We start from the raw sequence: 22256 nt of genomic DNA, 5'->3' as shown, positions 1-22256 counted from the left end.
CCCCACAGGAAACCCCCGTACCTCCAGCCTGGCCCGCCGGGCCGCCCCCCGCGACATCACGATCCGGTCAAGAGGTACCGCCGGGGGCTTGATTCGGATGCGTGTAATCGATTCCATGCTCCCGTCGATGTAATCGATTCCACGAGCACTCACCCCCGTGCTCCCCGACTGATCCACGAGGAGGTGGAGCGGCGGTGGCCAGCATCAAGGACGTCGCTGCCGAGGCCGGCGTCTCCGTCGCCACGGTCTCGCGCGTCCTGAACGACCACCCGTCGGTCAGCGCCGACGCACGCACCCGCGTGCTGGCCGCCGTCGAGACCCTGGGCTACCGCCCGAACGCCGTCGCCCGCTCCCTGCGCACCGACCAGACCCACACCCTCGGCCTGGTCATCAGCGACGTGATGAACCCGTACTTCACCGAACTGGCCCGCTCTGTCGAGGAGGAGGCCCGCGCGCTCGGCTACAGCGTCATCATCGGCAACGCCGACGAGCGGCCGGACCTCCAGGACCACCACGTACGCACCCTGCTGGACCGGCGGATCGACGGGCTGCTCGTCTCCCCGACGGACGGCGGCTCGCCGCTGATGCTGGAGGCCGCGCGGGCCGGGACGCCCATGGTGTTCGTGGACCGGTGGATCCCGGGCGTGGACGTGCCGGTCGTACGGGCGGACGGACAGGCCGCCGTGCGGGATCTCGTGGCGCACCTGTACGGGCTCGGGCACCGCCGGCTCGCCATCATCGCGGGCCCGGCGGCGACCACGACCGGCCGCGAGCGTGTGGAGGCCTTCCGCGAGGCGCTCGCCGCGTACGGACTCGAACTCCCCGACGCCTACATAGGGCAGGGCGACTTCCAGGCCGAGAGCGGCCGGCTGGTCACCGAGGGCTTCCTCGACCTGGCCGAACCGCCCGAGGTCGTCTTCGCCGCGGACAACCTGATGGCGCTCGGCGCCCTGGACGCCGTACGCGCGCGTGGTCTGCGCGTCCCGGACGACCTCGCGCTGGCCGCGTTCGACGACATCCGGTGGTTCGTGCACACCGATCCGCCGGTCACCGCGATCGCCCAGCCCACGGGCGAGCTGGGCCGGGCCGCCGTACGGGCCCTGGTCGACCGCATCGAGGGGCGGCCCGGCCAGTCCGTGACCCTCCCCGCCCGGCTCGTCGTACGCCGCTCGTGCGGCGAGCACCCCACCCCAGTGCAAAGGAGCACGACGTGAGCAACGCGGACGAGTTGCTGCGCATCGAGGGCATACGGAAGACCTTCCCGGGCGTGGTCGCGCTGGACGGCGTCGACTTCGACCTGCGCCGCGGCGAGGTGCACGTACTGCTCGGTGAGAACGGTGCCGGCAAGAGCACCCTCATCAAGATGCTCTCCGGCGCCTACACCCCCGACGCCGGGCGGATCCTGGCCGGCGGCGAGGAGACGCGCATCCAGGGTGCGCAGGACTCCGAGCGGCTCGGGATCGCCACGATCTACCAGGAGTTCAACCTGGTACCGGATCTGACGGTCGCCGAGAACATCTTCCTGGGGCGCCAGCCGCGCCGGTTCGGGATGATCGACCGGAAGAAGATGGAGGCCGACGCCGAGGTCCTGCTCCAGCGGGTCGGCGTGAACGTGTCGCCCCGCGCCCGGGTCCGTGAACTCGGCATCGCGCGCCTCCAGATGGTCGAGATCGCCAAGGCCCTCAGCCTCGACGCCCGCGTGCTGATCATGGACGAGCCGACCGCCGTGCTCACCTCCGAGGAGGTCGACAAGCTCTTCGCGATCGTGCGCACGCTGCGCGAGGACGGCGTCGGGATCGTCTTCATCACCCACCACCTGGAGGAGATCGCCGCCCTCGGCGACCGGGTGACCGTCATCCGCGACGGGAAGAGCGTCGGCCAGGTCCCCGCCTCCACCCCCGAGGACGAGCTCGTCCGGCTCATGGTCGGCCGCTCCATCGAGCAGCAGTACCCGCGCGAGCGGGCCGACCGCGGCGCCCCCCTGCTCACCGTCGAGGGGCTCACCCGGGACGGCGTCTTCCACGACGTCGGCTTCGAGGTGCACGCCGGTGAGGTCGTCGGCATCGCCGGACTGGTCGGCGCCGGCCGCACCGAGGTCGTCCGCGCGGTCTTCGGGGCCGACTCCTACGACAAGGGCACGGTGAAGGTGTCCGGCGCCCCGGTCGCCAAGTACGACGTCAACGCGGCGATGACCGCCGGGATCGGGCTCGTCCCCGAGGACCGCAAGGGCCAGGGCCTGGTGCTGGACGCCTCCGTCGAGGAGAACCTCGGCCTGGTGACGCTGCGCTCGGCCACGCGGGCGGGCCTCGTCGACCTCAAGGGCCAGCGCGAGTCCGCCGAGCGGATCGCCCGGCAGCTCGGCGTGCGGATGGCGGGCCTCGGCCAGCACGTGCGCACCCTCTCCGGCGGCAACCAGCAGAAGGTCGTCATCGGCAAGTGGCTGCTCGCCGACACCAAGGTGCTGATCCTCGACGAGCCGACGCGCGGCATCGACGTCGGCGCCAAGGTCGAGATCTACCAGCTCGTCAACGAACTCACCGCCGCCGGCGCGGCCGTCCTGATGATCTCCAGCGACCTGCCCGAGGTGCTCGGCATGAGCGACCGGGTCCTGGTGATGGCGCAGGGCCGGATCGCCGGTGAACTCTCCGCCGACGAGGCGACCCAGGACGCCGTCATGGCGCTCGCAGTAAGCAACCCCAGCACCGACAAGGAGGCCTCCCGTGGCCACTGACACGCTCAAGAGCACGACGGGCGCGGGTGGCGCCTCGGGAGGCCTGCGCCGCCTCCTCCTCGACAACGGCGCACTCACCGCGCTCATCGTCCTCGTCATCGCGATGTCGGCCCTGTCCGGCGACTTCCTGACGACGGACAACCTCCTCAACGTCGGCGTGCAGGCGGCCGTCACCGCCATCCTCGCCTTCGGTGTCACGTTCGTGATCGTCTCCGCGGGCATCGACCTGTCGGTCGGCTCGGTCGCCGCGCTGTCCGCCACGGTCCTCGCCTGGAGCGCGACCTCCGCGGGCGTCCCGGTCTTCCTCGCCGTCCTCCTCGCCATAGCGACGGGCATCGTCTGCGGCCTCGTCAACGGCATCCTCATCTCCTACGGCAAGCTCCCGCCGTTCATCGCCACGCTCGCCATGCTGTCCGTGGCCCGCGGTCTGTCCCTGGTGATCTCCGAGGGCTCCCCGATCGCCTTCCCCGACTCGGTCTCCCACCTCGGCGACACGCTCGGCGGCTGGCTGCCCGTGCCGGTCCTGGTCATGATCGTCATGGGCCTGATCGCGGCCTTCGTGCTCGGCCGGACCTACATCGGCCGCTCCATGTACGCGATCGGCGGCAACGAGGAGGCCGCGCGGCTGTCCGGCCTGCGCGTGAAGAAGCAGAAGCTCGCCATCTACGCCTTCTCGGGCGTCTTCGCCGCCGTCGCCGGTGTCGTGCTGGCCGCCCGGCTCTCCTCCGCGCAGCCCCAGGCCGCCGACGGCTACGAGCTGGACGCGATCGCCGCGGTCGTCATCGGCGGCGCCTCCCTCGCGGGCGGCACCGGCAAGGCGTCCGGCACGCTCATCGGCGCGCTGATCCTGGCCGTGCTGCGCAACGGGCTCAACCTGCTGAACGTCTCCGCGTTCTGGCAGCAGGTCGTCATCGGTGTCGTCATCGCGCTCGCGGTGCTGTTCGACACGCTGCGGCGCAAGGCGGGGGCGACCCCGGTGGCCGGTGCCTCCCAAGGGGGCAAGGGCAAGCAGGCGGCGACGTACGGGCTCGCGGCCGTGGTCACCGTCGCGATCGTCGGCGCCACGTCCTTCCTGCACAACGGCACCTCCGCCGCGAGCAGCCCGAAGCTGGGCCTGTCGCTGTCCACCCTCAACAACCCCTTCTTCGTGCAGATCCGGGCGGGCGCCCAGGCCGAGGCGGAGAAGCGGGGCGTGGACCTGACCGTCACCGACGCCCAGAACGACGCCTCCCAGCAGGCCAACCAGCTGCAGAACTTCACCAGTTCCGGCCTCGGCGCGATCATCGTCAACCCGGTGGACTCCGACGCCGCGAGCAACTCCGTCAAGGCCGCCGACAAGGCGAAGATCCCGGTCATCGCGGTCGACCGGGGCGTCAACAAGGCGTCGGTGGACGCCCTCGTCGCCTCCGACAACGTCGCCGGCGGTGAACTCGCCGCCAAGACCGTCGCCGACAAGCTGGGCGGCAAGGGCAAGATCGTGATCCTCCAGGGCCAGGCCGGCACGTCCGCGGCCCGGGAGCGCGCGCAGGGCTTCGCCAACGGTCTCAAGGCCTTCCCGGGCATCCAGGTCGTGGCCCAGCAGCCCGCGGACTTCGACCGCACCAAGGGCCTCGACGTCATGTCGAACCTGCTCCAGGCCCACCCGGACGTCCAGGGCGTCATCGCCGCCAACGACGAGATGGCGCTCGGCGCGATCAAGGCCCTGGGCTCCAAGGCCGGCAAGTCGGTCTCGGTCGTCGGCTTCGACGGCACGCCGGACGGACTGAAGGCGGTCGAGGGCGGCACGCTGTACGCGTCGGTGGCGCAGCAGCCGTCCCAGCTCGGGAAGATCGCCGTGGACAACGCCCTGCGCGCCCTGAAGGGCGAGAAGGTCGAGGAGACGGTGAAGGTGCCGGTGAAGGTGGTCACCAAGGAGAACGTGGCCGGCTTCAGCGGCTGACATCGGGGAACGGCCGGGCGGTCACCCACAGCCGGTGGACCGCCCGGCCATGTCACTCACGTGGGGAGCAACTCATGTACGACTACGACCTCCTGGTCGTGGGGTCGGCCAACGCCGACCTGGTGATCGGAGTGGAGCGCCGGCCCGGTGCCGGCGAGACCGTGCTCGGCTCCGACCTGGCCGTCCACCCGGGCGGCAAGGGCGCGAACCAGGCGGTGGCAGCCGCCCGGCTCGGCGCCCGTACGGCGCTCCTGGCCCGGGTCGGCGACGACGCGCACGGCCGGCTGCTGCTGGACTCGCAGCGGGAGGCCGGCGTCGACACGGTGGGCGTCCTGGTGGGCGGCGCACCGACCGGCGTCGCGCTGATCACGGTCGACCCGTCCGGGGACAACAGCATCGTCGTCTCACCCGGCGCGAACGGCCGCCTCACCCCGGAGGACGTCAGCGCCGCCGCGTGCCTCTTCCAGGGCTCCCGGGTGGTGTCGGCGCAGCTGGAGATCCCGCTGGAGACGGTGGTGGAGGCCGTACGGAGCCTGGCACCGGAGAGCCGTTTCGTGCTGAACCCCTCGCCGCCGCGCCCTCTCCCGCGGGAGGTGCTGGCGGCCTGCGACCCGCTGATCGTGAACGAGCACGAGGCGAAGGTGATCCTCGGCGACTCCGCCGTCGGGGACACCCCCGAGGACTGGGCGCGGATCCTCCTCGCCAAGGGCCCGAAGTCGGTGGTGGTGACGCTGGGTGCGGAAGGCGCGCTGGTGGCGTCGGCGGAGGGCGTCTCGCGCGTCCCGGCCGTGAAGGTGCACGCGGTGGACACGACGGGCGCGGGCGACTCCTTCACCGCCGCGCTGGCCTGGCGGCTGGGGGCGGGTGAGGCCCTGGCCCAGGCGGCGGCGTACGCGGTGCGGGTGGGGGCCGCGACCGTGACGAAGGAGGGCGCGCAGGCGTCCTTCCCGACGGCGGCGGAGGTCGCCGCACCGTGAAGAGGAGCGGAATACTGAACCGTCACCTCGCCGGTGCGCTGGCCGAACTCGGCCACGGCGACGGGGTGCTGGTGTGCGACGCGGGCATGCCCATCCCCGACGGCCCCCGGGTGGTGGACCTGGCGTTCCGGGCCGGGGTGCCGGCGTTCGCCGAGGTGCTGGACGGGCTGCTGGCCGAGCTGGTGGTCGAGGGGGCGACGGCGGCGCAGGAGCTGCGGGATGCCAACCCGGAGGCGTCGGCTCTGCTGGAGGGGCACTTCCCCGGGCTGCGCCTGGTGTCGCACGAGCGGCTCAAGGAGCTCTCGGCGGGGGCCCGCCTGATCGTCCGCACGGGCGAGGCACGACCGTACGCGAACGTCCTGCTCAGGTGCGGCGTCTTCTTCTGAAGCCGTCTGATTCCGAAGCCGTCCGACGCGTTCTGACGCCTGCGGCACGCGTGCGAACGGTTTCGAGGGGGCCCGGTCCGTCGACCGGGCCCCCTCGGCTTTTCCCCTCCCGTCAGGAACCCCCGCGATCCCCCCGGATCCCCCTCCAGAAGTCCTGACGCCTAGTACGACAGCCGTGGGGCCGGAAGGGTTGCACGGAGAAGTAAGAAATTCTTGCCGGATTCTTGAGGGCCCCTGCGGAGGCCGTGCCGGGCCGCCCTAGGTTGACACCATGCGCCTCTTCGACAAGCTGACCGGGACCGCCCACCCCGCCGACGGTGTCGCTCCGCGACCGGCCGAGGAGGTACGGACGGCCCTGCTCGGCCTGGGCACTCCCGATGTGCCGTACGTCATCCGCATCGGTGCGGCCGAGGGCGCCGACCTGGTCGCGGAGTGGAGGACGACCGAGCCCGCCTGGCAGCAGCTCTTCGTCCGGTCGCAGCTGACCCGGGCCGTCCGGTTCCGGATGCGTCTGGTCCCGGGGGCCCACGAGGTGCGGGTCGTCGAGGAAGGACGGGAGGTCACCCGGGTCGGCGATCCGCCGCGGCTGAAGATCTCCGGGCAGTACACGCGCGGGCCCGACCGAACCGTCTCCCGCCACTACACGATCGGCCGCGGGGAGAGTGGCCGCCTCGAAGCGACGGAGACCTACCGCTTCGACAGCGCGGAGTTGCGCGACCCCCTCAGGAACGCCGTCCTCGCAGCGGGCTGGACGTGGCGCTCCGTGGTGTTCGGGAGGCTGTGAGCACGCGGGTGAGACCACCGTCGTCCTCCTCGATATCGCGCACGTGCGCGAACCCGACCCGTCCGAGCAGGCGCAGCGAGGCCTCGTTCTCCGCGGCGACGGTGGCGTGCACCTCGCTGAGCCCGAGCGTCCCGAAGCCGTACGCCACGAGTGCCTCGGCGAGTTCCGTCCCGAGACCGCTTCCCCAGACCGCGGGGGACAGCGCGTAGACGATCTCGTGCCCGTCCACCTCGTCGGTCCGCTTGATCTCGGCGTGCCCGATCAACCGCCCGTCGCGCCGGACCGCCCACACGCCGAAGAGGTCCCGCGCGTAGACCTTGCTGAAGATCCGCCCGAACAGGGCCCGGTCGTCCGCCTCGGAAGAGGGCCCGTCACCCATCCACGGGGACACCCTGACGTCCTGGAACAGGGCGACGAAACCCTCTTCGTCGTCCGGTGTGTAAGGGTCCAGGAGCAGGCGCGCGGTGTGCAGGGTCGGAGGCATGGGCGGACGCTAGTCAGGCGGGAGGCGGAGCGGCAATCGGGTTTCGCGCCGCCCGGGCATCCGCCGACGCCCTCACCGCCGGAGGCTGTAGCTCACCATCGACGCCCCCACGACCGACCCGAACGCCGGCAGCAGGAACTGTGCGAAGGCCTCCCAGCCCCATACGATCCCCGCGCACGCCGCCGTGATGTTGATGGCCAGGGACATGATCCACAGGGCGACGCTCTGGGCCTGGGGTGACATCGTTCCTCGTCGTCATTCGGGGCGGGGGAGAAGGAAAAGGGCCCGGCGGAATCAGCCCGGCCCGGGGCTGGGGAGCGGGCGGAATTCCGGCGCGGGTTCCCGGTGCGGCGGGGGAAAGCCGGGGGTGTTCCCGTTCGGTGCGGAAGGCCCCGGAGCCACGACCGTGTGACCCCCGGAGATCGCGGGGGCGATCACGAGCAGCGTCAACGTGCTGACGGCGCACAGGGCTACGAGAAGCGTGCCCGCGGTGTACGCGCGCAGAGGGACGCTCGGGCCAGGGGAACGCATCGGCATCACGGTCGCTCCGGAATCGAATCCGCCCCCCTGTTGACGAACCCCTGAATTCTTCCACGGGAAAGGATCACAAAAGGGGCGGCCCAGATGCTTGAACTGTAAAGCTTCGGGTTCTTGTGTGAATTGGCCGTGAAAGGTGAAGCCTCGGCCGCATACTGATCGGTCGCTTTATGCGACTACCGCCCGCCGTTCCGCCCCGCCGCCCTGTCGTACCCGGGCGGTACCGTCGGATCATGACCGATCAGGCGGGGGCCGCCCAGGCGGGCGAGCGGCGCATGGCCACGCTGGAAGGCGTACTCGAACGCATCACGTACGCCAACGAGGAGAACGGCTACACGGTCGCCCGGGTCGACACCGGCAGAGGCGCCGGCGACCTGCTGACGGTCGTCGGCGCGCTGCTCGGCGCGCAGGTGGGCGAATCCCTGCGCATGGAGGGCCGCTGGGGCTCCCACCCGCAGTACGGAAAGCAGTTCCACGTCGAGAACTACACGACGGTGCTGCCGGCCACCGTCCAGGGCATCCGTCGCTACCTCGGCTCCGGCCTGGTCAAGGGCATCGGCCCGGTCTTCGCCGACCGCATCACGCAGCATTTCGGCATGGACACCCTCCAGATCATCGAGGAGGAGCCCAAGCGCCTCATCGAGGTCCCCGGCCTCGGCCCCAAGCGCACGAAGAAGATCGCCGACGCCTGGGAGGAGCAGAAGGCCATCAAGGAGGTCATGCTCTTCCTCCAGACGGTCGAGGTCTCCACCTCCATCGCCGTGCGCATCTACAAGAAGTACGGCGACGCCTCCATCTCGGTCGTGAAGAACCAGCCGTACCGGCTCGCGTCCGACGTCTGGGGCATCGGCTTCCTCACCGCCGACAAGATCGCCCAGTCCGTCGGCATCCCGCACGACAGCCCGGAGCGCGTGAAGGCGGGCCTGCAGTACGCGCTGTCCCAGTCCACCGACCAGGGCCACTGCTTCCTCCCCGAGGAGCAGCTGATCAAGGACGCGGTGAAGCTCCTCCAGGTCGACACGGGCCTCGTCATCGAGTGCCTGGCGGAGCTGGCCGAGCCCTCGGAGGACGGCGAGGACCCCGGCGTCGTACGGGAGAAGGTCCCCGGCCCCGACGGCGGAGAGCCCGTCACCGCGATCTACCTCGTCCCCTTCCACCGCGCCGAACTCTCCCTCTCCGCCCAGCTGCTGCGCCTCCTGCGCACCGACGAGGACCGCATGCCGGGCTTCCGGACCGTGGCGTGGGACAAGGCGCTGGGCTGGCTCAAGGGGCGCACCGGCACCGATCTCGCACCCGAGCAGGAGGCCGCCGTCAAGCTGGCGCTGACCGAGAAGGTGGCCGTCCTCACCGGCGGCCCCGGCTGCGGCAAGTCCTTCACGGTCCGCTCGATCGTGGAGCTGGCCCGTGCCAGGAAGGCGAAGGTCGTGCTCGCCGCCCCCACGGGCCGGGCCGCCAAGCGCCTGTCCGAGCTCACCGGCGCCGAGGCCTCCACCGTCCACCGTCTGCTGGAGCTCAAACCCGGCGGCGACGCGGCCTACGACCGGGACCGCCCGCTGGACGCCGACCTGGTGGTGGTCGACGAGGCGTCCATGCTGGACCTGCTGCTCGCCAACAAGCTGGTGAAGGCCGTCCCGCCGGGGGCGCACCTGCTCTTCGTGGGGGACGTGGACCAGCTGCCCAGCGTCGGCGCGGGGGAGGTGCTCCGCGACCTCCTGGCCGACGGCGGCCCGGTCCCCGCGGTCCGCCTCACCCGGGTCTTCCGGCAGGCCCAGCAGTCCGGCGTGGTGACGAACGCGCACCGGATCAACGCCGGCCAACACCCGGTCACGGACGGCATGAAGGACTTCTTCCTCTTCGTCGAGGACGACACCGAAGCAGCCGGCCGGCTCACCGTCGACGTGGCCGCCCGCCGCATTCCGGCCAAGTTCGGGCTGGACCCCCGCCGTGACGTCCAGGTCCTCGCTCCCATGCACCGCGGCCCGGCCGGCGCGGGCACCCTCAACGGCCTGCTGCAACAGGCCGTCACCCCGGGCCGGCCCGACCTGCCCGAGAAGAGATTCGGCGGACGGGTGTTCCGTGTCGGCGACAAGGTCACCCAGATTCGCAACAATTACGAGAAGGGCAAGAACGGTGTCTTCAACGGCACCGTCGGCGTGGTCACCTCGCTCGACCCGGTCGACCAGCGCCTGACGGTGCTCACGGACGAGGACGAGGAGGTGCCGTACGAGTTCGACGAGCTCGACGAGTTGGCCCACGCGTACGCCGTGACGATCCACCGCTCCCAGGGCAGCGAGTACCCGGCGGTCGTCATCCCGGTCACCACGGGCGCCTGGATGATGCTCCAGCGGAACCTGCTCTACACCGCGGTCACCCGGGCGAAGCAGCTGGTCGTCCTCGTCGGTTCGCGCAAGGCGATCGGCCAGGCGGTGCGCACGATTTCGGCGGGCCGGCGGTGCACGGCACTCGACTTCCGGCTCGGTTCCGCAAAAAATGATCGATCAAATGAGTCGTGAAGGTCACAAGACACTTCCGGAAGGGGGACCCAGGGGGCAGGATGAGCAAGTTGGCGGCACTCAGTGCCGTCAATAGGCCCGATGGTCGACCCCGAGTGCACTCTCCTGAGCCAAGTGGGGGATGGTAGAGACAGTCAGGGCAACCTCGAAGATGAGGCACAACGTCGGTGAGGGAAGACGTGAGCGACAACTCTGTAGTACTGCGGTACGGCGACGGCGAGTACACCTACCCGGTGATCGACAGCACCGTCGGTGACAAGGGCTTCGACATCGGAAAGCTCCGCGCCCAGACCGGTCTGGTGACGCTGGACAGCGGTTACGGCAACACGGCCGCCTATAAATCCGCCGTCACGTACCTGGACGGCGAAGCGGGCATCCTGCGGTACCGCGGCTACCCGATCGAGCAGCTGGCCGAGCGCTCCACCTTCCTGGAGGTCGCCTACCTGCTGATCAACGGCGAGCTGCCGACCGTCGACGAGCTCTCGGTGTTCAAGAACGACATCACGCAGCACACCCTGCTGCACGAGGATGTCAAGAACTTCTACAAGGGCTTCCCGCGCGACGCCCACCCGATGGCCATGCTGTCCTCGGTCGTCTCGGCCCTGTCCACGTTCTACCAGGACAGCCACAACCCGTTCGACGAGCGTCAGCGCAACCTCTCCACGATCCGGCTGCTCGCCAAGCTCCCGACGATCGCCGCGTACGCGTACAAGAAGTCGATCGGTCACCCGTTCGTCTACCCGCGCAACGACCTCGGCTACGTCGAGAACTTCCTCCGCATGACCTTCTCGGTCCCCGCGCAGGAGTACGAGCTGGACCCGACCGTGGTCTCCGCCCTCGACAAGCTGCTGATCCTGCACGCGGACCACGAGCAGAACTGTTCGACCTCCACGGTCCGCCTGGTGGGCTCCTCGCAGGCGAACATGTTCGCCTCGATCTCCGCCGGCATCAACGCCCTGTGGGGCCCGCTGCACGGCGGCGCCAACCAGTCGGTGCTGGAGATGCTGGAGGGCATCCGCGACTCCGGCGGCGACGTCGACTCCTTCATCCGCAAGGTGAAGAACAAGGAGGACGGCGTCCGCCTGATGGGCTTCGGCCACCGGGTCTACAAGAACTTCGACCCGCGCGCCAAGATCATCAAGGCCGCCGCGCACGACGTGCTGTCCGCGCTCGGCAAGTCCGACGAGCTGCTGGACATCGCGCTGAAGCTGGAGGAGCACGCGCTCTCCGACGACTACTTCGTCGAGCGCAGCCTCTACCCGAACGTCGACTTCTACACCGGCCTGATCTACCGGGCCATGGGCTTCCCGACCGAGATGTTCACGGTCCTGTTCGCCCTCGGCCGGCTGCCGGGGTGGATCGCCCAGTGGCACGAGATGATCAAGGAGCCCGGCTCCCGCATCGGCCGCCCGCGCCAGATCTACACGGGCGTGGTCGAGCGCGACTTCGTTCCCGTCGAGGAGCGCTGAGCCGCCGCAGCACCGCTTCGGCCCCCGTATCCGCTTGCCGGGTGCGGGGGCTTTCGCGTGGGCGGTGGGGCTACGGGGGTGGTGCGGGCTTCGTGGGCGGTAAGGGCTTCCGCGTGCAGTGTGGCGGGCTTCCGCGCGCGGGGTCCCGGCTTCGCGTGATCTCTCACGGGATTTCTTACGCAATGAAGAAGGCGCCCCGGCGTCGGTCCCCCCACGGGCCGACGTCCAGGGCGCCTTCCCAGTCCCGGTACGGATTCCCCCCACGGGATCCGGCCGGGCGTCTGTGAGGACAGCGCCTGAATCGCTGTTGAGCAGAACGAGCAGAACTCGTCGTACTGCGGTACTGCGGTGGTGCGGTACTGCGGCGGTGTGCGATCTGCCGGGACAGCGCACGCCCGGGAGGGCCGCTCAAAGCTTCCCGGTGTACGTGCCCCGGCAACGCTCCCCCAAGCTCTGAACTCCGTTCGAGCAGGGAGGTACCCCCACCTGGAGAAGTCCCCCAAGACATCTCCAGATGTCAGGTGGCGCCCCCCAAGACGCTCCCTGACATCGTCAACTTAGACCTTCGAACCCCTTCGATGGTTACGTTCGCATCACTGTGATCTGCGTCTCTTGCGTATGTCCGTTAGATGCGCAAGAGCCCGGGTATGCCGTTCGAGGCCCAAGCGTAAGGATGATGCGCGAGCCTTGTGAAGAGCTTATGTGAGCCGGGCCCGGGACTCCAGAGGGGCTCAAATCGCGTTCGCCGTGAACTTAGGCTGAATTCGGGCGACTTCACCGAAATGTCCGCAGTCGCAGACTGTTCGTGACGACGAAGACCGACGAGAAGGCCATCGCGGCCCCCGCGATCATCGGGTTCAGCAGGCCCGCGGCGGCCAGTGGCAGCGCGGCCACGTTGTAGCCGAAGGCCCATACGAGATTGCCCTTGATCGTGGCCAGGGTCCGGCGCGACAGCCGGATCGCGTCCGCGGCGACCCGCAGATCGCCGCGGACCAGCGTCAGATCGCCCGCCTCGATCGCCGCGTCCGTGCCGGTGCCCAGGGACAGGCCCAGATCGGCGGTGGCGAGCGCGGCCGCGTCGTTGACGCCGTCGCCCACCATGGCGACGACCCGCCCCTCGGCCTGGAGGCGCCGAACCGCGTCGACCTTGTCCTCGGGCAGCACCTCGGCCACGACCTGCTCGATGCCCACGGCCGCGGCCACCGTCTCGGCCACCGCACGGTTGTCCCCGGTCAGCAGCACCGGCGTGAGTCCCAGGGCGCGCAGCTCGCGCACGGCCTCGGCGCTCGTCTCCTTGACCGAGTCCGCGACGGCCAGCACGGCCCGCGCCGTCCCGTCCCAGCCGGCCACGACGGCCGTACGCCCGGCCCGTTCGGCCTCGTCCCGCGCGCGGGCCAGCTCCGGCGGCAGCTCGTCGAAGAGCCGCCCCACGGCGACGTCACGGCCCTCCACGCGCCCGCGTACGCCCCGCCCGGGCACGTTCTCGAACGTTTCCGCCTCCGGGAGCCGCCCGGCGCTCTCCTCGGCGCCCAGCGCGATCGCACGGCCGACGGGGTGCTCGGAGGCGTGCTCGACGGCGCCCGCGAGCCGCAGCACCTCCTTCTCGTCGGCTCCCTCGGCGAGGTGGATCTCCTGGAGGGTCATCCGGCCCGTGGTGACGGTGCCGGTCTTGTCGAGGACGACCGTGTCGACCCGGCGCGTGGACTCCAGGACCTCCGGGCCCTTGATGAGGATGCCGAGCTGGGCGCCGCGGCCCGTGCCGACCATCAGCGCGGTCGGTGTGGCCAGCCCCAGCGCGCATGGGCAGGCGATGATCAGGACGGCGACGGCAGCGGTGAACGCGGCGACGCCGTCGCCCGTCAGCCCGAGCCAGGCCCCGGCCGTGGCGACGGCGATCAGCAGCACCACCGGCACGAAGACCCCGGAGATCCGGTCGGCGAGCCGCTGGACCTCGGCCTTGCCGTTCTGCGCGTCCTCCACCAGCTTCGCCATCCGCGCGAGCCGGGTGTCGGCGCCGACCCGCGTGGCCTCGACGACCAGCCGTCCGCCCGCGTTGACCGTCGCGCCCGTGACCGCGTCCCCGGCCGTCACGTCCACCGGTACCGACTCGCCGGTCAGCATCGAGGTGTCCACGGCGGAGGCGCCCTCGACGACCGTGCCGTCGGTGGCGATCTTCTCGCCGGGCCGTACGACGAACCGGTCGCCGACGGCGAGGCGCTGCGCGGGGATCCGCACCTCGCGCCCGTCCCGCAGCACGGCCACGTCCTTGGCACCCAGGTCCATCAGCGCCCTGAGCGCGGCCCCCGCGCGGCGCTTGGAACGGGCCTCCAGCCACCGGCCCAGCAGGATGAAGGCGGTGACGCCGGAAGCGACCTCCAGGTAGATCGAGGAGGCGCCGTCCCCGCGCGAGACCGTGAGCTCGAAGGGGTGCCGCATGCCCGGCATGCCCGCGTCGCCGAGGAACAGCGCCCACAGGGACCAGCCGAAGGCGGCCAGCGTGCCGAGGGAGACCAGGGTGTCCATGGTGGCGGCGCCGTGCCGGGCGTTCGTCCAGGCCGCCCGGTGGAAGGGCAGCCCGCCCCAGACGACGACCGGTGCGGCGAGGGTGAGCGAGAGCCACTGCCAGTTGTCGAACTGGAGCGCCGGGACCATGGCCAGGAGGATCACGGGCAGGGCGAGGGCGGCGGAGACGGCGAGGCGCCGGCGGAGCGCCGACAGCTCGGGGTCGTCCCCTTCGGCGTCGGAGGCCTCCTGCCGCGGGGGCGCGGGCTCCTCGGCGGTGTACCCGGTCTTCACGACGGTGGCGATCAGGTCGGCGACCTCGATGCCCGCGGGGTAGGCGACCCGGGCCTTCTCCGTCGCGTAGTTCACCGTGGCCGTGACGCCGTCCATGCGGTTGAGCTTCTTCTCGACGCGGGCCGCGCAGGAGGCGCAGGTCATCCCGCCGATGAGCAGCTCGACCTCGGCGAGGGCCGGCTCACGGTCGGCCGGCGCCTGGGCGGTGGTGCTGGTCATGTCCTCTGACTCCAGGAGGTGCGGGCGCCCGCGAAGCGGAACGGGCCGTACGGGCCGGGGGCGGCGGCGTACGGCCCGTACGCGGGTACGAGTGCCCCCGTGCACGGGTACGAGTGCCCCGTGCGCGGGTACGTGTGCCGGGGCCGGCGTGTCTCGGACCTGCCGGCTGCCGGACCCGGGCGGGGTCGGGCCCGGCCGGGTGCCGGAACCGGGTGGCTCAGGCCCGGCCGGCCAGTTCGAAGCCGGCCTCGTCGACGGCGGTGCGTACGGCCTCGTCGTCGAGCGGGGCCGCGGAGACGACGGTGACCTCGCCGGTCTTGGCGACGGCCGTAACCGAACTCACGCCGGAGAGCTGGGAGATCTCGCCGGAGACCGCGCCCTCGCAGTGTCCGCAGCTCATGCCGCTCACCTTGAAGACGGTGGTGACGGGGCCCGTGGTGTCGGTCTGGGCGGTCATGTCGTTACTCCTCGTCGAGGCATGTGGGGCTGTGGGGTCCTTTGAGGGACCCGCATATCCCAACTGTACCCCTAGGGGGTATCACTTCACGACGTCCCCATGAGGGGCTCCAGGTAGCGCACGAGGGCACCCTTCAGCTCCTGCACGTACGCCTCCCGCTCATCGCCCTCATGGGCCAGGATCAGCTCCAGGCCGGCCTTGTAGATGCCGACGCACATCTGGGCGGTGCGGGTGACGGCCGCCGGGGGCGCGTCGGGTGTGAACGGGGCCAGGATCGTCTCGACCCGGGCGACCAGCGTCGTGTGCAGCGCGTCGTGCTCCTCGGCGATGCGGCCCGGGATGTCGGGGCCGTGCATCAGTGCGAAGAAGGCCGGGTGGCGGCAGTTGAACTCGATGAAGCGGTCGACGGTCCCGGCGATCACCTCCTCCAGCGGGGTCGTGTCGGGGGTGATCGGGGTGAGGACCTCGTCGTACGACTGCCGCATCTCGTGCATGAGCCGGCTGCCCAGCTCGATCGCGATCGCTTCCTTGTTCGGGAAGAACTGGTACAGCGTCCCGGGGGAGACGCCGGCCTCGCGGGCGATCGCGTTGGTGCTGGCGGCCGTGTAGCCGGTCGTGGCGAAGACCCGGGCGGCGGCTTCGAGCAGCTGGACGATCCGGCGCTCACCGCGGGCCTGCCGCCGGCGCGGCCGCTCTTCGGCGGTCGTTGTCGTTGCGGCCTGCGTTGCGGCCTCCGCTGCGGGCTTCTCGGTCTTCTCGGGCACGCGTTATCCCCAGGTCTCAGAACGCGATTGACAAACGCGAGTGGCCGCTCGCATTCTGGTGGTCGGCAGAAATGCGAGCGATCTCTCGTGTTTGCCAGTCTATGGCAGCCCCGTGCTGTCAGGCTGCGCCTGGACACGGGTCACGGTGAAGGGGACACCGCACGATGACCGAAGTCAACACACCACCGCGCGTCGGCGGCTGGACCCGTTTCGTCACCGCCCGGCCCAGGCTGTCGCTGCTGGTGGCGCTGGTGATCACCGCGCTCGCGGTGCTGGCCGGCAGCGGCGTCGCCGACCGGCTCGGCGCCGGCGGCTGGGAGGATCCGGCCGCCGAGTCCACCTACGCGACCAAGGTCCTTGAGCGCGAGTTCCCGGGCTCCCAGCCCAACCTGCTGCTCCTGATCGACGCGGGCGACGCCTCCGTCGACGACCCGGCCGTCGCCGCCGAGGCCAAGCGGCTCGCCGAGCGCCTCGCGGGCGAGCGGGGCGTCACCGGAGTCGGCTCCTACTGGCAGTCCGGCGCCCCGGCCCTGCGCTCTGAAGACGGGCACGAGGCGCTGATAGCCGCCCGCATCACAGGCGACGAGAAGACCGCCGGCGAGACGCTGGAGCGCCTCGCGCCCCACTACCGCGGCACGCACGGCCCGGTGGAGGCCGGCATCGGCGGCCCGGTCGCCGTGCGGCACGAGATGCAGACGATCATCCAGGAGGACCTGACCCGGGCCGAGCTCATCGCCCTGCCCGTGACGCTGGTGCTGCTCGTGATGGTCTTCGGCAGTGCCGTAGCGGCTCTGCTGCCGCTCGGCATCGGCATCGTCGCCATCCTCGGGACGAACGCCGTACTGCGCGGCCTCACCGAGCTCACGGATGTGTCCGTGTTCGCGATCAACCTCACGACGGCCCTGGGCCTGGGCCTCGCCATCGACTACGCGCTCTTCATCGTCCGCCGGTTCCGCGAGGAACTGTCCGCGGGCGCCGAGCCCCTGACCGCGATCGGCACGACCCTGCGCACAGCCGGCCGCACCGTGCTCTTCTCCGCCCTCACGGTCGCGGTCTCCCTGGCCGCGATGCTGGTCTTCCCGCAGTACTTCCTGCGCTCCTTCGCCTACGCCGGGATCGCCGTGGTGCTGCTGGCCGCCGCGGCCGCGCTGATCCTGCTCCCGGCGGCGCTGATCCTGCTGGGCCACCGGGTCAACGCGCTGGACCTGCGCCGCCTGTTCCGGCGCGGGCACCGGCCGGACCCCACCCGGCAGGAGGGCAGGGCCTGGGCCCGCACGGCGACACTCGTCATGCGCCGCGCCCCCTTCTTCGCCCTCGGCACCACAGCCGTCCTCGTCCTGCTCGGCCTGCCCTTCCTGGGCGTGAAGTTCGGCACCGCCGACGACCGCCAGCTGCCCTCGACATCGGAGTCCCATGTCGTGCAGCAGCACATCCGGGAGGGCTTCCCGGGCAGCCCCGGCGGCGGCCTCGAAGTGCTCGCCGAGGGCCGTGCGACCGAGGCGCAGTACGACGCCTACAAGGAGCGCCTCGCCGCACTGCCCGGCGTGGCCCGGGTCGACGGACCACTGGTGAAGGGCGACTCCGCGTACTTCACGGTGCTGCCGAAGGGCGAGGCGGTCGACGACCCGGCCCAGCGTCTCGTCGGCGACCTGCGCGAGACACGCGCCCCCTTCGACACCAAGGTGACCGGCACGGCGGCCGTCCTGGTCGACTCCAAGCACGCCATAGGGGAGCGCCTGCCGCTCGCGGCGGTCTTCATCACGATCGTCACCCTGCTCCTGGTCTTCCTCCTCACCGGCAGCGTGCTCATACCGATCCAGGCGGTCGTCCTCAACGCGCTCAGCCTGACGGCCATGTTCGGCGCGGTCGTCTGGGTCTTCCAGGACGGCCACCTGTCCGGCCTGCTGGCCTTCACCAGCCCCGGCTCCATCGAGACGACGCTCCCGGTCCTGATGTTCTGTGTGGCCTTCGGCCTCTCCATGGACTACGGCGTGTTCCTGCTCTCCCGCATCAAGGAGGAGTACGACCGCACCGGCGACCACGACCAGGCCGTCCGGCACGGCCTGGCTCGCACCGGCGGGCTGATCACGGCGGCGGCGGTCATCCTGGCCGTGGTCATGGTCGCCATCGGCACCTCCCGGGTGACCAACACCAAGATGCTCGGCCTGGGCATCGCCCTGGCGGTCCTGATGGACGCGATGATCGTCCGCAGCCTCCTGGTCCCGGCGGTCATGCGCCTCACCGGCCGCGCCACCTGGTGGGCCCCGGGCCCCCTGCGCCGCTTCCACGAGCGCTTCGGAATGAGCGAGGGCGAACCGGAGCGGACGGTGGCCGAGACGGAACCCGCCCGGGACAAGGCCGGGGCCTCGGCCGGCTGACAGGGCCGCCGACGGGGCTCGGGTCGGCAGGGGCTCGGGGCGGCGGCGTCCCGCACCGCGGCGCTAGCGTTCCCCGAGGCGCCGGACGCCCGGGGACGCGCGGTCACTCGACGCCACCCGGGGGGCCCGGCGCCCCGGGCACGACAGCGACGAAAGGCGGGTGGGTCCATGCGGGCCGTGGTGTTCGAGCGGTACGGGGAAGCGGCCGAGGTGCGGGAGGTCGCGGATCCGGAGCCCGCGGAGCACGGAGTGGTCGTGCGGGTCGAGGCCACCGGACTGTGCCGCAGCGACTGGCACGGCTGGCAGGGCCACGACCCCGACATCGCCCTGCCGCACGTGCCCGGGCACGAACTCGCCGGGGTCGTCGAGGCGGTGGGCGCCCGGGTGACCGGATGGCGGCCCGGCGACCGGGTCACGGTGCCGTTCATCTGCGCCTGCGGCACCTGCCCGTCCTGCGCGGCCGGCGACCATCAGGTATGCGAGCGCCAGACCCAGCCCGGCTTCACCCACTGGGGTTCCTTCGCCCAGTACGTGGCGCTCGACCACGCCGACGTGAATCTCGTGGCGCTGCCCGGAGAGCTGACCTTCGCGACGGCGGCCTCGCTCGGCTGCCGTTTCGCGACGGCGTACCGGGCGGTGGTGCGGCAGGGCCGGGTGGCGGCGGGGGAGTGGGTGGCGGTGCACGGATGCGGCGGGGTCGGGCTCTCGGCAGTGATGATCGCGGCCGCATCGGGAGCCCGTGTCGTGGCGGTCGACGTGTCGGAACGGGCCCTGGAGCTGGCGCGGACGTTCGGCGCGGCCAAGTGCCTGGACGCGACAGCCGTGCCGGACACCGCGGACGCGGTCCGTGAACTGACCGGCGGCGGTGCCCACCTCTCTCTCGACGCCCTGGGCTCACCCGGCACGTGCGCCGCCTCTGTGAACGGCCTGCGCCGCCGCGGCCGGCACGTCCAGGTGGGCCTGCTGCCCTCACCGGCCGGCACGACCCCCGTGCCGATGGCCCGCGTGATCGCCCTGGAGCTCGAACTGCTCGGCAGCCACGGCATGGCCGCGCACAGCTACCCGCCGATGCTGGAGCTGGTCCGCGGCGGCGTCCTGCGCCCCGACCTGCTGGTGACGTCGACGATCGGGCTGGACGACGTCCCGGCTGCGCTGGCGGCGATGGGGACGGCGCCGGGAGCGGGGGCGACGGTCATCGAGCCCTGGAGCTGACACCCCGGCCGACGACCGTGCCCCATGCGAGGGCGGGGCACGAGGCCGGGGCAGGAGAGGGAATCACTCGGCTCTTCGGCCGCGGTTGCCGGGCCTGGAGGCGACCCACGCCCGGACGGTGTCGGCGTACCAGTAGGGCTTGCCGCTCTCGACGTGGTCGGGCGGGGGCAGCAGCCCGTGTTTGCGGTAGGACCGCACGGTGTCGGGCTGCACCCGGATGTGCGCCGCGATCTCCTTGTAGGACCAGAGCCTTCGGTCGGTCATGACGTGCACCTCCCCGCGCGCACCACTGCGGCGGCCGTGGACGGCCGTCCGGGGGAGCCGGGCGCTGCGCTGGCGATCAACAAGCCTGTGTCCGGTCAACGACTCCCGGTGACAAGGGGCAGGGCCTGTGGGCCGGGTGTGACGGAAGACCCGCGTACACGGCACGCACGTGACAGGACGGGTGCGTTTGTGACACAGCCGGGGCAAAGCCGCGCACCGGACGATCGGCGAGGCGCCTTGACGCGAGGTTCGACGCGCGGGCGCCGGGGCCGAGCCGAGGCCTGAACTCCGCAGAACCGCGAAACCCGGATCGGGACATCCGGACCAGGACATCCGGACCAGGACATACGGAAAGCGCTGTCATGATCTGGTCCGAATGTCTGGACAAAACATTGACAGGGCGTCGAGAGGGGGCTACAAAACCGGGGAGAGCCGAGCACCGAGGGGACACCGATGGCGTACGACCTGATCACCATGGGGCGGATCGGAGTGGATCTGTATCCGCTCCAGACGGGCGTCCCGCTGCCGCAGGTCACGTCCTTCGGCAAGTTCCTCGGAGGCTCCGCGAGCAACGTCGCGGTCGCCGCGGCCCGCCTGGGGCGGCGGACGGCAGTGATCACCCGCACCGGCGACGATCCCTTCGGCACCTACCTCCACGAGGCCCTCCAGGGCTTCGGCGTGGACGACCGCTGGGTCACCCCGGTCCCGGGCCTGCCCACCCCGGTCACCTTCTGCGAGGTCTTCCCGCCGGACGACTTCCCGCTGTACTTCTACCGGCAGCCCAAGGCCCCCGACCTGGAGATCGACGCCCACGAGCTCGACCTCGACGCTGTCCGCGACGCCCGGGTCTTCTGGGTCACGGGCACGGGCCTGAGCGAGGAACCGAGCCGTACGGCGACCCTCGCGGCCCTCGCCCACCGCGCCAAGTCCGGCACGACGGTCTTCGACCTCGACTGGCGTCCCATGTTCTGGACCGACCCCGACGCGGCCCGCCCCTTCTACACCGAGGCCCTGCGCCACACCACCGTCGCCGTCGGCAACCTCGACGAGGTGGAGGTCGCCACCGGCGTGCGCGAACCCCACGCCGCCGCCCGCGCCCTCCTGGACGCCGGTGTCGAGCTGGCCGTCGTCAAGCAGGGCCCCAAGGGCGTCCTCGCGGTGAACAGCGCCGGCGAGAGCGCCGAGGTCCCGCCGCTGCCCGTGACCGTCCTCAACGGCCTCGGCGCCGGCGACGCCTTCGGCGGCTCACTCGTCCACGGCCTGCTGGCCGGCTGGGACCTGGAGAAGACCATGCGGCACGCCAACGCCGCCGGTGCCATCGTCGCCTCCCGCCTGGAGTGCTCCTCCGCGATGCCCACCCCGGCCGAGATCGAGGCGGCCGTCACCGCGGGGGCCGTCCAGTGACCGTCGACGTCTCCGAACTCGTCCGCCTGCGCAGCCACCGCCCGGAGGCGATCGCCGAAGCCGCGGCCCGCCGCCCCCGGAGGCCGCTGCTGAACACGAGCGGCCGCCTGATGATCGTCGCCGCCGACCACCCGGCCCGCGGCGCCCTCGGCGTCGGCGGTCGCAGCCTGGCCATGGCCAACCGCGCCGACCTCCTCGAACGCCTCTGCCTGGCCCTGTCCCGCCCGGGCGTCGACGGCGTCCTCGCCACCGCCGACATCCTCGACGACCTGCTCCTGCTCGGCGCCCTCGACGGCAAGGTCGTCCTGGGCTCGATGAACCGCGGCGGCCTCCAGGGCGCACGCTTCGAGCTCGACGACCGCTTCACCGGCCACCGCCCCGAGGACATCGAGCGCCTCGGCTTCGACGCGGGCAAGCTGCTCCTGCGCATCGACTACGACGACCCCGGCTCGCTCACGACCCTGGAGTCCACCGCCCGGGCCGTCGACGCCATGGCCGCCCGGAAACTCCCCGTCTTCGTCGAGCCGTTCATCAGTCACCGCGACGAGCGGGGCCGGCTGCGCAACGACCTCTCCGCCGAGGCCGTCACCAAGTCGATCGCCATCGCCTCGGGTCTCGGCGGCAGCTCCGCCTACACCTGGCTGAAGGTCCCGGTCACGGACAACCCCGACGACATGGCCGAGGTCATGGCCACCTCGACGCTGCCCGCCGTGCTGCTCGGCGGCGAGGTGGGCGACGATCAGGACGGGGCGTACGAGAAGTGGCGCGGCGCCCTGCAACTGCCCACCGTGTGCGGGCTGGTCGTGGGCCGTTCGCTGCTGTACCCGGCGGACGGCGACGTGGCCGCCGCCGTGGACACCGCCGTCGGACTGCTGTGAGGGCCGCCTCATGACCACCCGCACCTGCACCACGGGCGACAGCACGGAAGACCACGAGTTCCCC

At 71.4% G+C, this 22256-nt stretch carries 18 protein-coding genes; 12 read left to right on the top strand and 6 right to left on the bottom strand.

The features are described 5' to 3' along the window. Window positions 1-194: 194 nt before the first annotated feature. From RFN52_RS14300 to RFN52_RS14275, 6 genes are all read left to right on the top strand, one after another. Window positions 195-1214, top strand: coding sequence for a LacI family DNA-binding transcriptional regulator (locus tag RFN52_RS14300; protein ID WP_184846563.1), 1020 nt, complete (start codon window positions 195-197; stop codon window positions 1212-1214). Then, window positions 1211-2731, top strand: a complete 1521-nt coding sequence (locus RFN52_RS14295; protein WP_184846561.1) for a sugar ABC transporter ATP-binding protein — start codon at window positions 1211-1213, stop codon at window positions 2729-2731. The genes RFN52_RS14300 and RFN52_RS14295 overlap by 4 nt, the downstream gene beginning before the upstream one ends. Beyond that, a complete protein-coding gene (locus tag RFN52_RS14290) occupies window positions 2721-4670 on the top strand; it encodes an ABC transporter permease/substrate-binding protein (RefSeq protein WP_184846559.1) in 1950 nt (649 codons plus the stop codon). Before RFN52_RS14295 ends, RFN52_RS14290 begins: the two co-directional genes overlap by 11 nt. A gap of 74 nt (window positions 4671-4744) precedes the next feature. Next, window positions 4745-5647: a ribokinase gene (locus tag RFN52_RS14285; protein WP_184846557.1), complete on the top strand. Its 903-nt coding sequence runs from the start codon at window positions 4745-4747 to the stop codon at window positions 5645-5647. Beyond that, window positions 5644-6033 (top strand): D-ribose pyranase, encoded by a 390-nt coding sequence (rbsD, locus tag RFN52_RS14280; protein ID WP_184846555.1) that lies wholly within the window; start codon window positions 5644-5646, stop codon window positions 6031-6033. The genes RFN52_RS14285 and rbsD overlap by 4 nt, the downstream gene beginning before the upstream one ends. A 271-nt stretch (window positions 6034-6304) precedes the next feature. Further along, the gene (locus RFN52_RS14275; RefSeq protein ID WP_184846554.1) at window positions 6305-6817 is read left to right on the top strand and encodes a hypothetical protein; all 513 of its coding nucleotides are present in this window, start codon (window positions 6305-6307) and stop codon (window positions 6815-6817) included. Here RFN52_RS14275 and RFN52_RS14270 read toward each other — a convergent pair. Together RFN52_RS14270 and RFN52_RS14265 are read right to left on the bottom strand one after the other, a co-directional pair. Next, window positions 6756-7301, bottom strand: a complete 546-nt coding sequence (locus RFN52_RS14270) for a GNAT family N-acetyltransferase (protein WP_184846552.1) — start codon at window positions 7299-7301, stop codon at window positions 6756-6758. The two genes, RFN52_RS14275 and RFN52_RS14270, sit on opposite strands and share 62 nt — an antisense overlap. A 72-nt stretch (window positions 7302-7373) precedes the next feature. Then, window positions 7374-7544, bottom strand: a complete 171-nt coding sequence (locus tag RFN52_RS14265) for a hypothetical protein (RefSeq protein ID WP_157851227.1) — start codon at window positions 7542-7544, stop codon at window positions 7374-7376. Window positions 7545-8071: 527 nt separating this feature from the next. On the opposite strand from RFN52_RS14265, the gene recD2 reads away from it, so the two are divergent. Next, a complete protein-coding gene (gene recD2 / locus RFN52_RS14260; protein ID WP_184846550.1) occupies window positions 8072-10351 on the top strand; it encodes an SF1B family DNA helicase RecD2 in 2280 nt (759 codons plus the stop codon). 179 nt (window positions 10352-10530) lie between these two features. After that, window positions 10531-11820 carry a citrate synthase gene (locus tag RFN52_RS14255; RefSeq protein WP_030838214.1) on the top strand — a complete coding sequence of 430 codons (1290 nt, stop codon included), beginning with the start codon at window positions 10531-10533 and terminating at the stop codon, window positions 11818-11820. Window positions 11821-12594: 774 nt separating this feature from the next. On the opposite strand, the gene RFN52_RS14250 is transcribed toward RFN52_RS14255, so the two are convergent. The 3 genes from RFN52_RS14250 to RFN52_RS14240 all read right to left on the bottom strand — a co-directional run bounded on the left by RFN52_RS14250 (window position 12595) and on the right by RFN52_RS14240 (window position 15948). Then, entirely contained in the window at window positions 12595-14835 is a 2241-nt protein-coding gene (locus tag RFN52_RS14250) for a heavy metal translocating P-type ATPase (protein WP_184846548.1), read from the bottom strand. A 217-nt stretch (window positions 14836-15052) separates the two neighbouring features. Further along, window positions 15053-15292 carry a heavy-metal-associated domain-containing protein gene (locus RFN52_RS14245; RefSeq protein WP_184846546.1) on the bottom strand — a complete coding sequence of 80 codons (240 nt, stop codon included), beginning with the start codon at window positions 15290-15292 and terminating at the stop codon, window positions 15053-15055. Window positions 15293-15378: 86 nt separating this feature from the next. After that, window positions 15379-15948, bottom strand: coding sequence for a TetR/AcrR family transcriptional regulator (locus RFN52_RS14240; protein WP_229856361.1), 570 nt, complete (start codon window positions 15946-15948; stop codon window positions 15379-15381). 272 nt (window positions 15949-16220) lie between these two features. Here RFN52_RS14240 and RFN52_RS14235 point away from each other — a divergent pair, with 272 nt between their 5' ends. Continuing rightward, window positions 16221-18434 (top strand): MMPL family transporter, encoded by a 2214-nt coding sequence (locus RFN52_RS14235; protein WP_184846542.1) that lies wholly within the window; start codon window positions 16221-16223, stop codon window positions 18432-18434. Between the two features lie 168 nt (window positions 18435-18602). Further along, the gene (locus tag RFN52_RS14230) at window positions 18603-19646 is read left to right on the top strand and encodes a zinc-dependent alcohol dehydrogenase family protein (RefSeq protein ID WP_184846540.1); all 1044 of its coding nucleotides are present in this window, start codon (window positions 18603-18605) and stop codon (window positions 19644-19646) included. Between the two features lie 63 nt (window positions 19647-19709). Here RFN52_RS14230 and RFN52_RS14225 read toward each other — a convergent pair whose 3' ends face one another. After that, entirely contained in the window at window positions 19710-19910 is a 201-nt protein-coding gene (locus tag RFN52_RS14225; protein ID WP_184846538.1) for a helix-turn-helix transcriptional regulator, read from the bottom strand. 453 nt (window positions 19911-20363) lie between these two features. On the opposite strand from RFN52_RS14225, the gene iolC reads away from it, so the two are divergent. After that, on the top strand, window positions 20364-21314 hold the full coding sequence (gene iolC / locus RFN52_RS14220) for a 5-dehydro-2-deoxygluconokinase (RefSeq protein WP_184846536.1): 951 nt from the start codon (window positions 20364-20366) through the stop codon (window positions 21312-21314). Beyond that, window positions 21311-22192 (top strand): Cgl0159 family (beta/alpha)8-fold protein, encoded by an 882-nt coding sequence (locus RFN52_RS14215; protein WP_184846535.1) that lies wholly within the window; start codon window positions 21311-21313, stop codon window positions 22190-22192. The genes iolC and RFN52_RS14215 overlap by 4 nt, the downstream gene beginning before the upstream one ends. The last annotated feature ends 64 nt before the right edge of the window (window positions 22193-22256 follow it).

Origin of the sequence: Streptomyces collinus, assembly GCF_031348265.1 — a bacterium.
GTDB lineage: Bacteria > Actinomycetota > Actinomycetes > Streptomycetales > Streptomycetaceae > Streptomyces > Streptomyces collinus.
The sequence above is the reverse complement of the archived record's forward strand: the minus strand, read 5'-3'. Positions and strand labels throughout refer to the sequence as shown.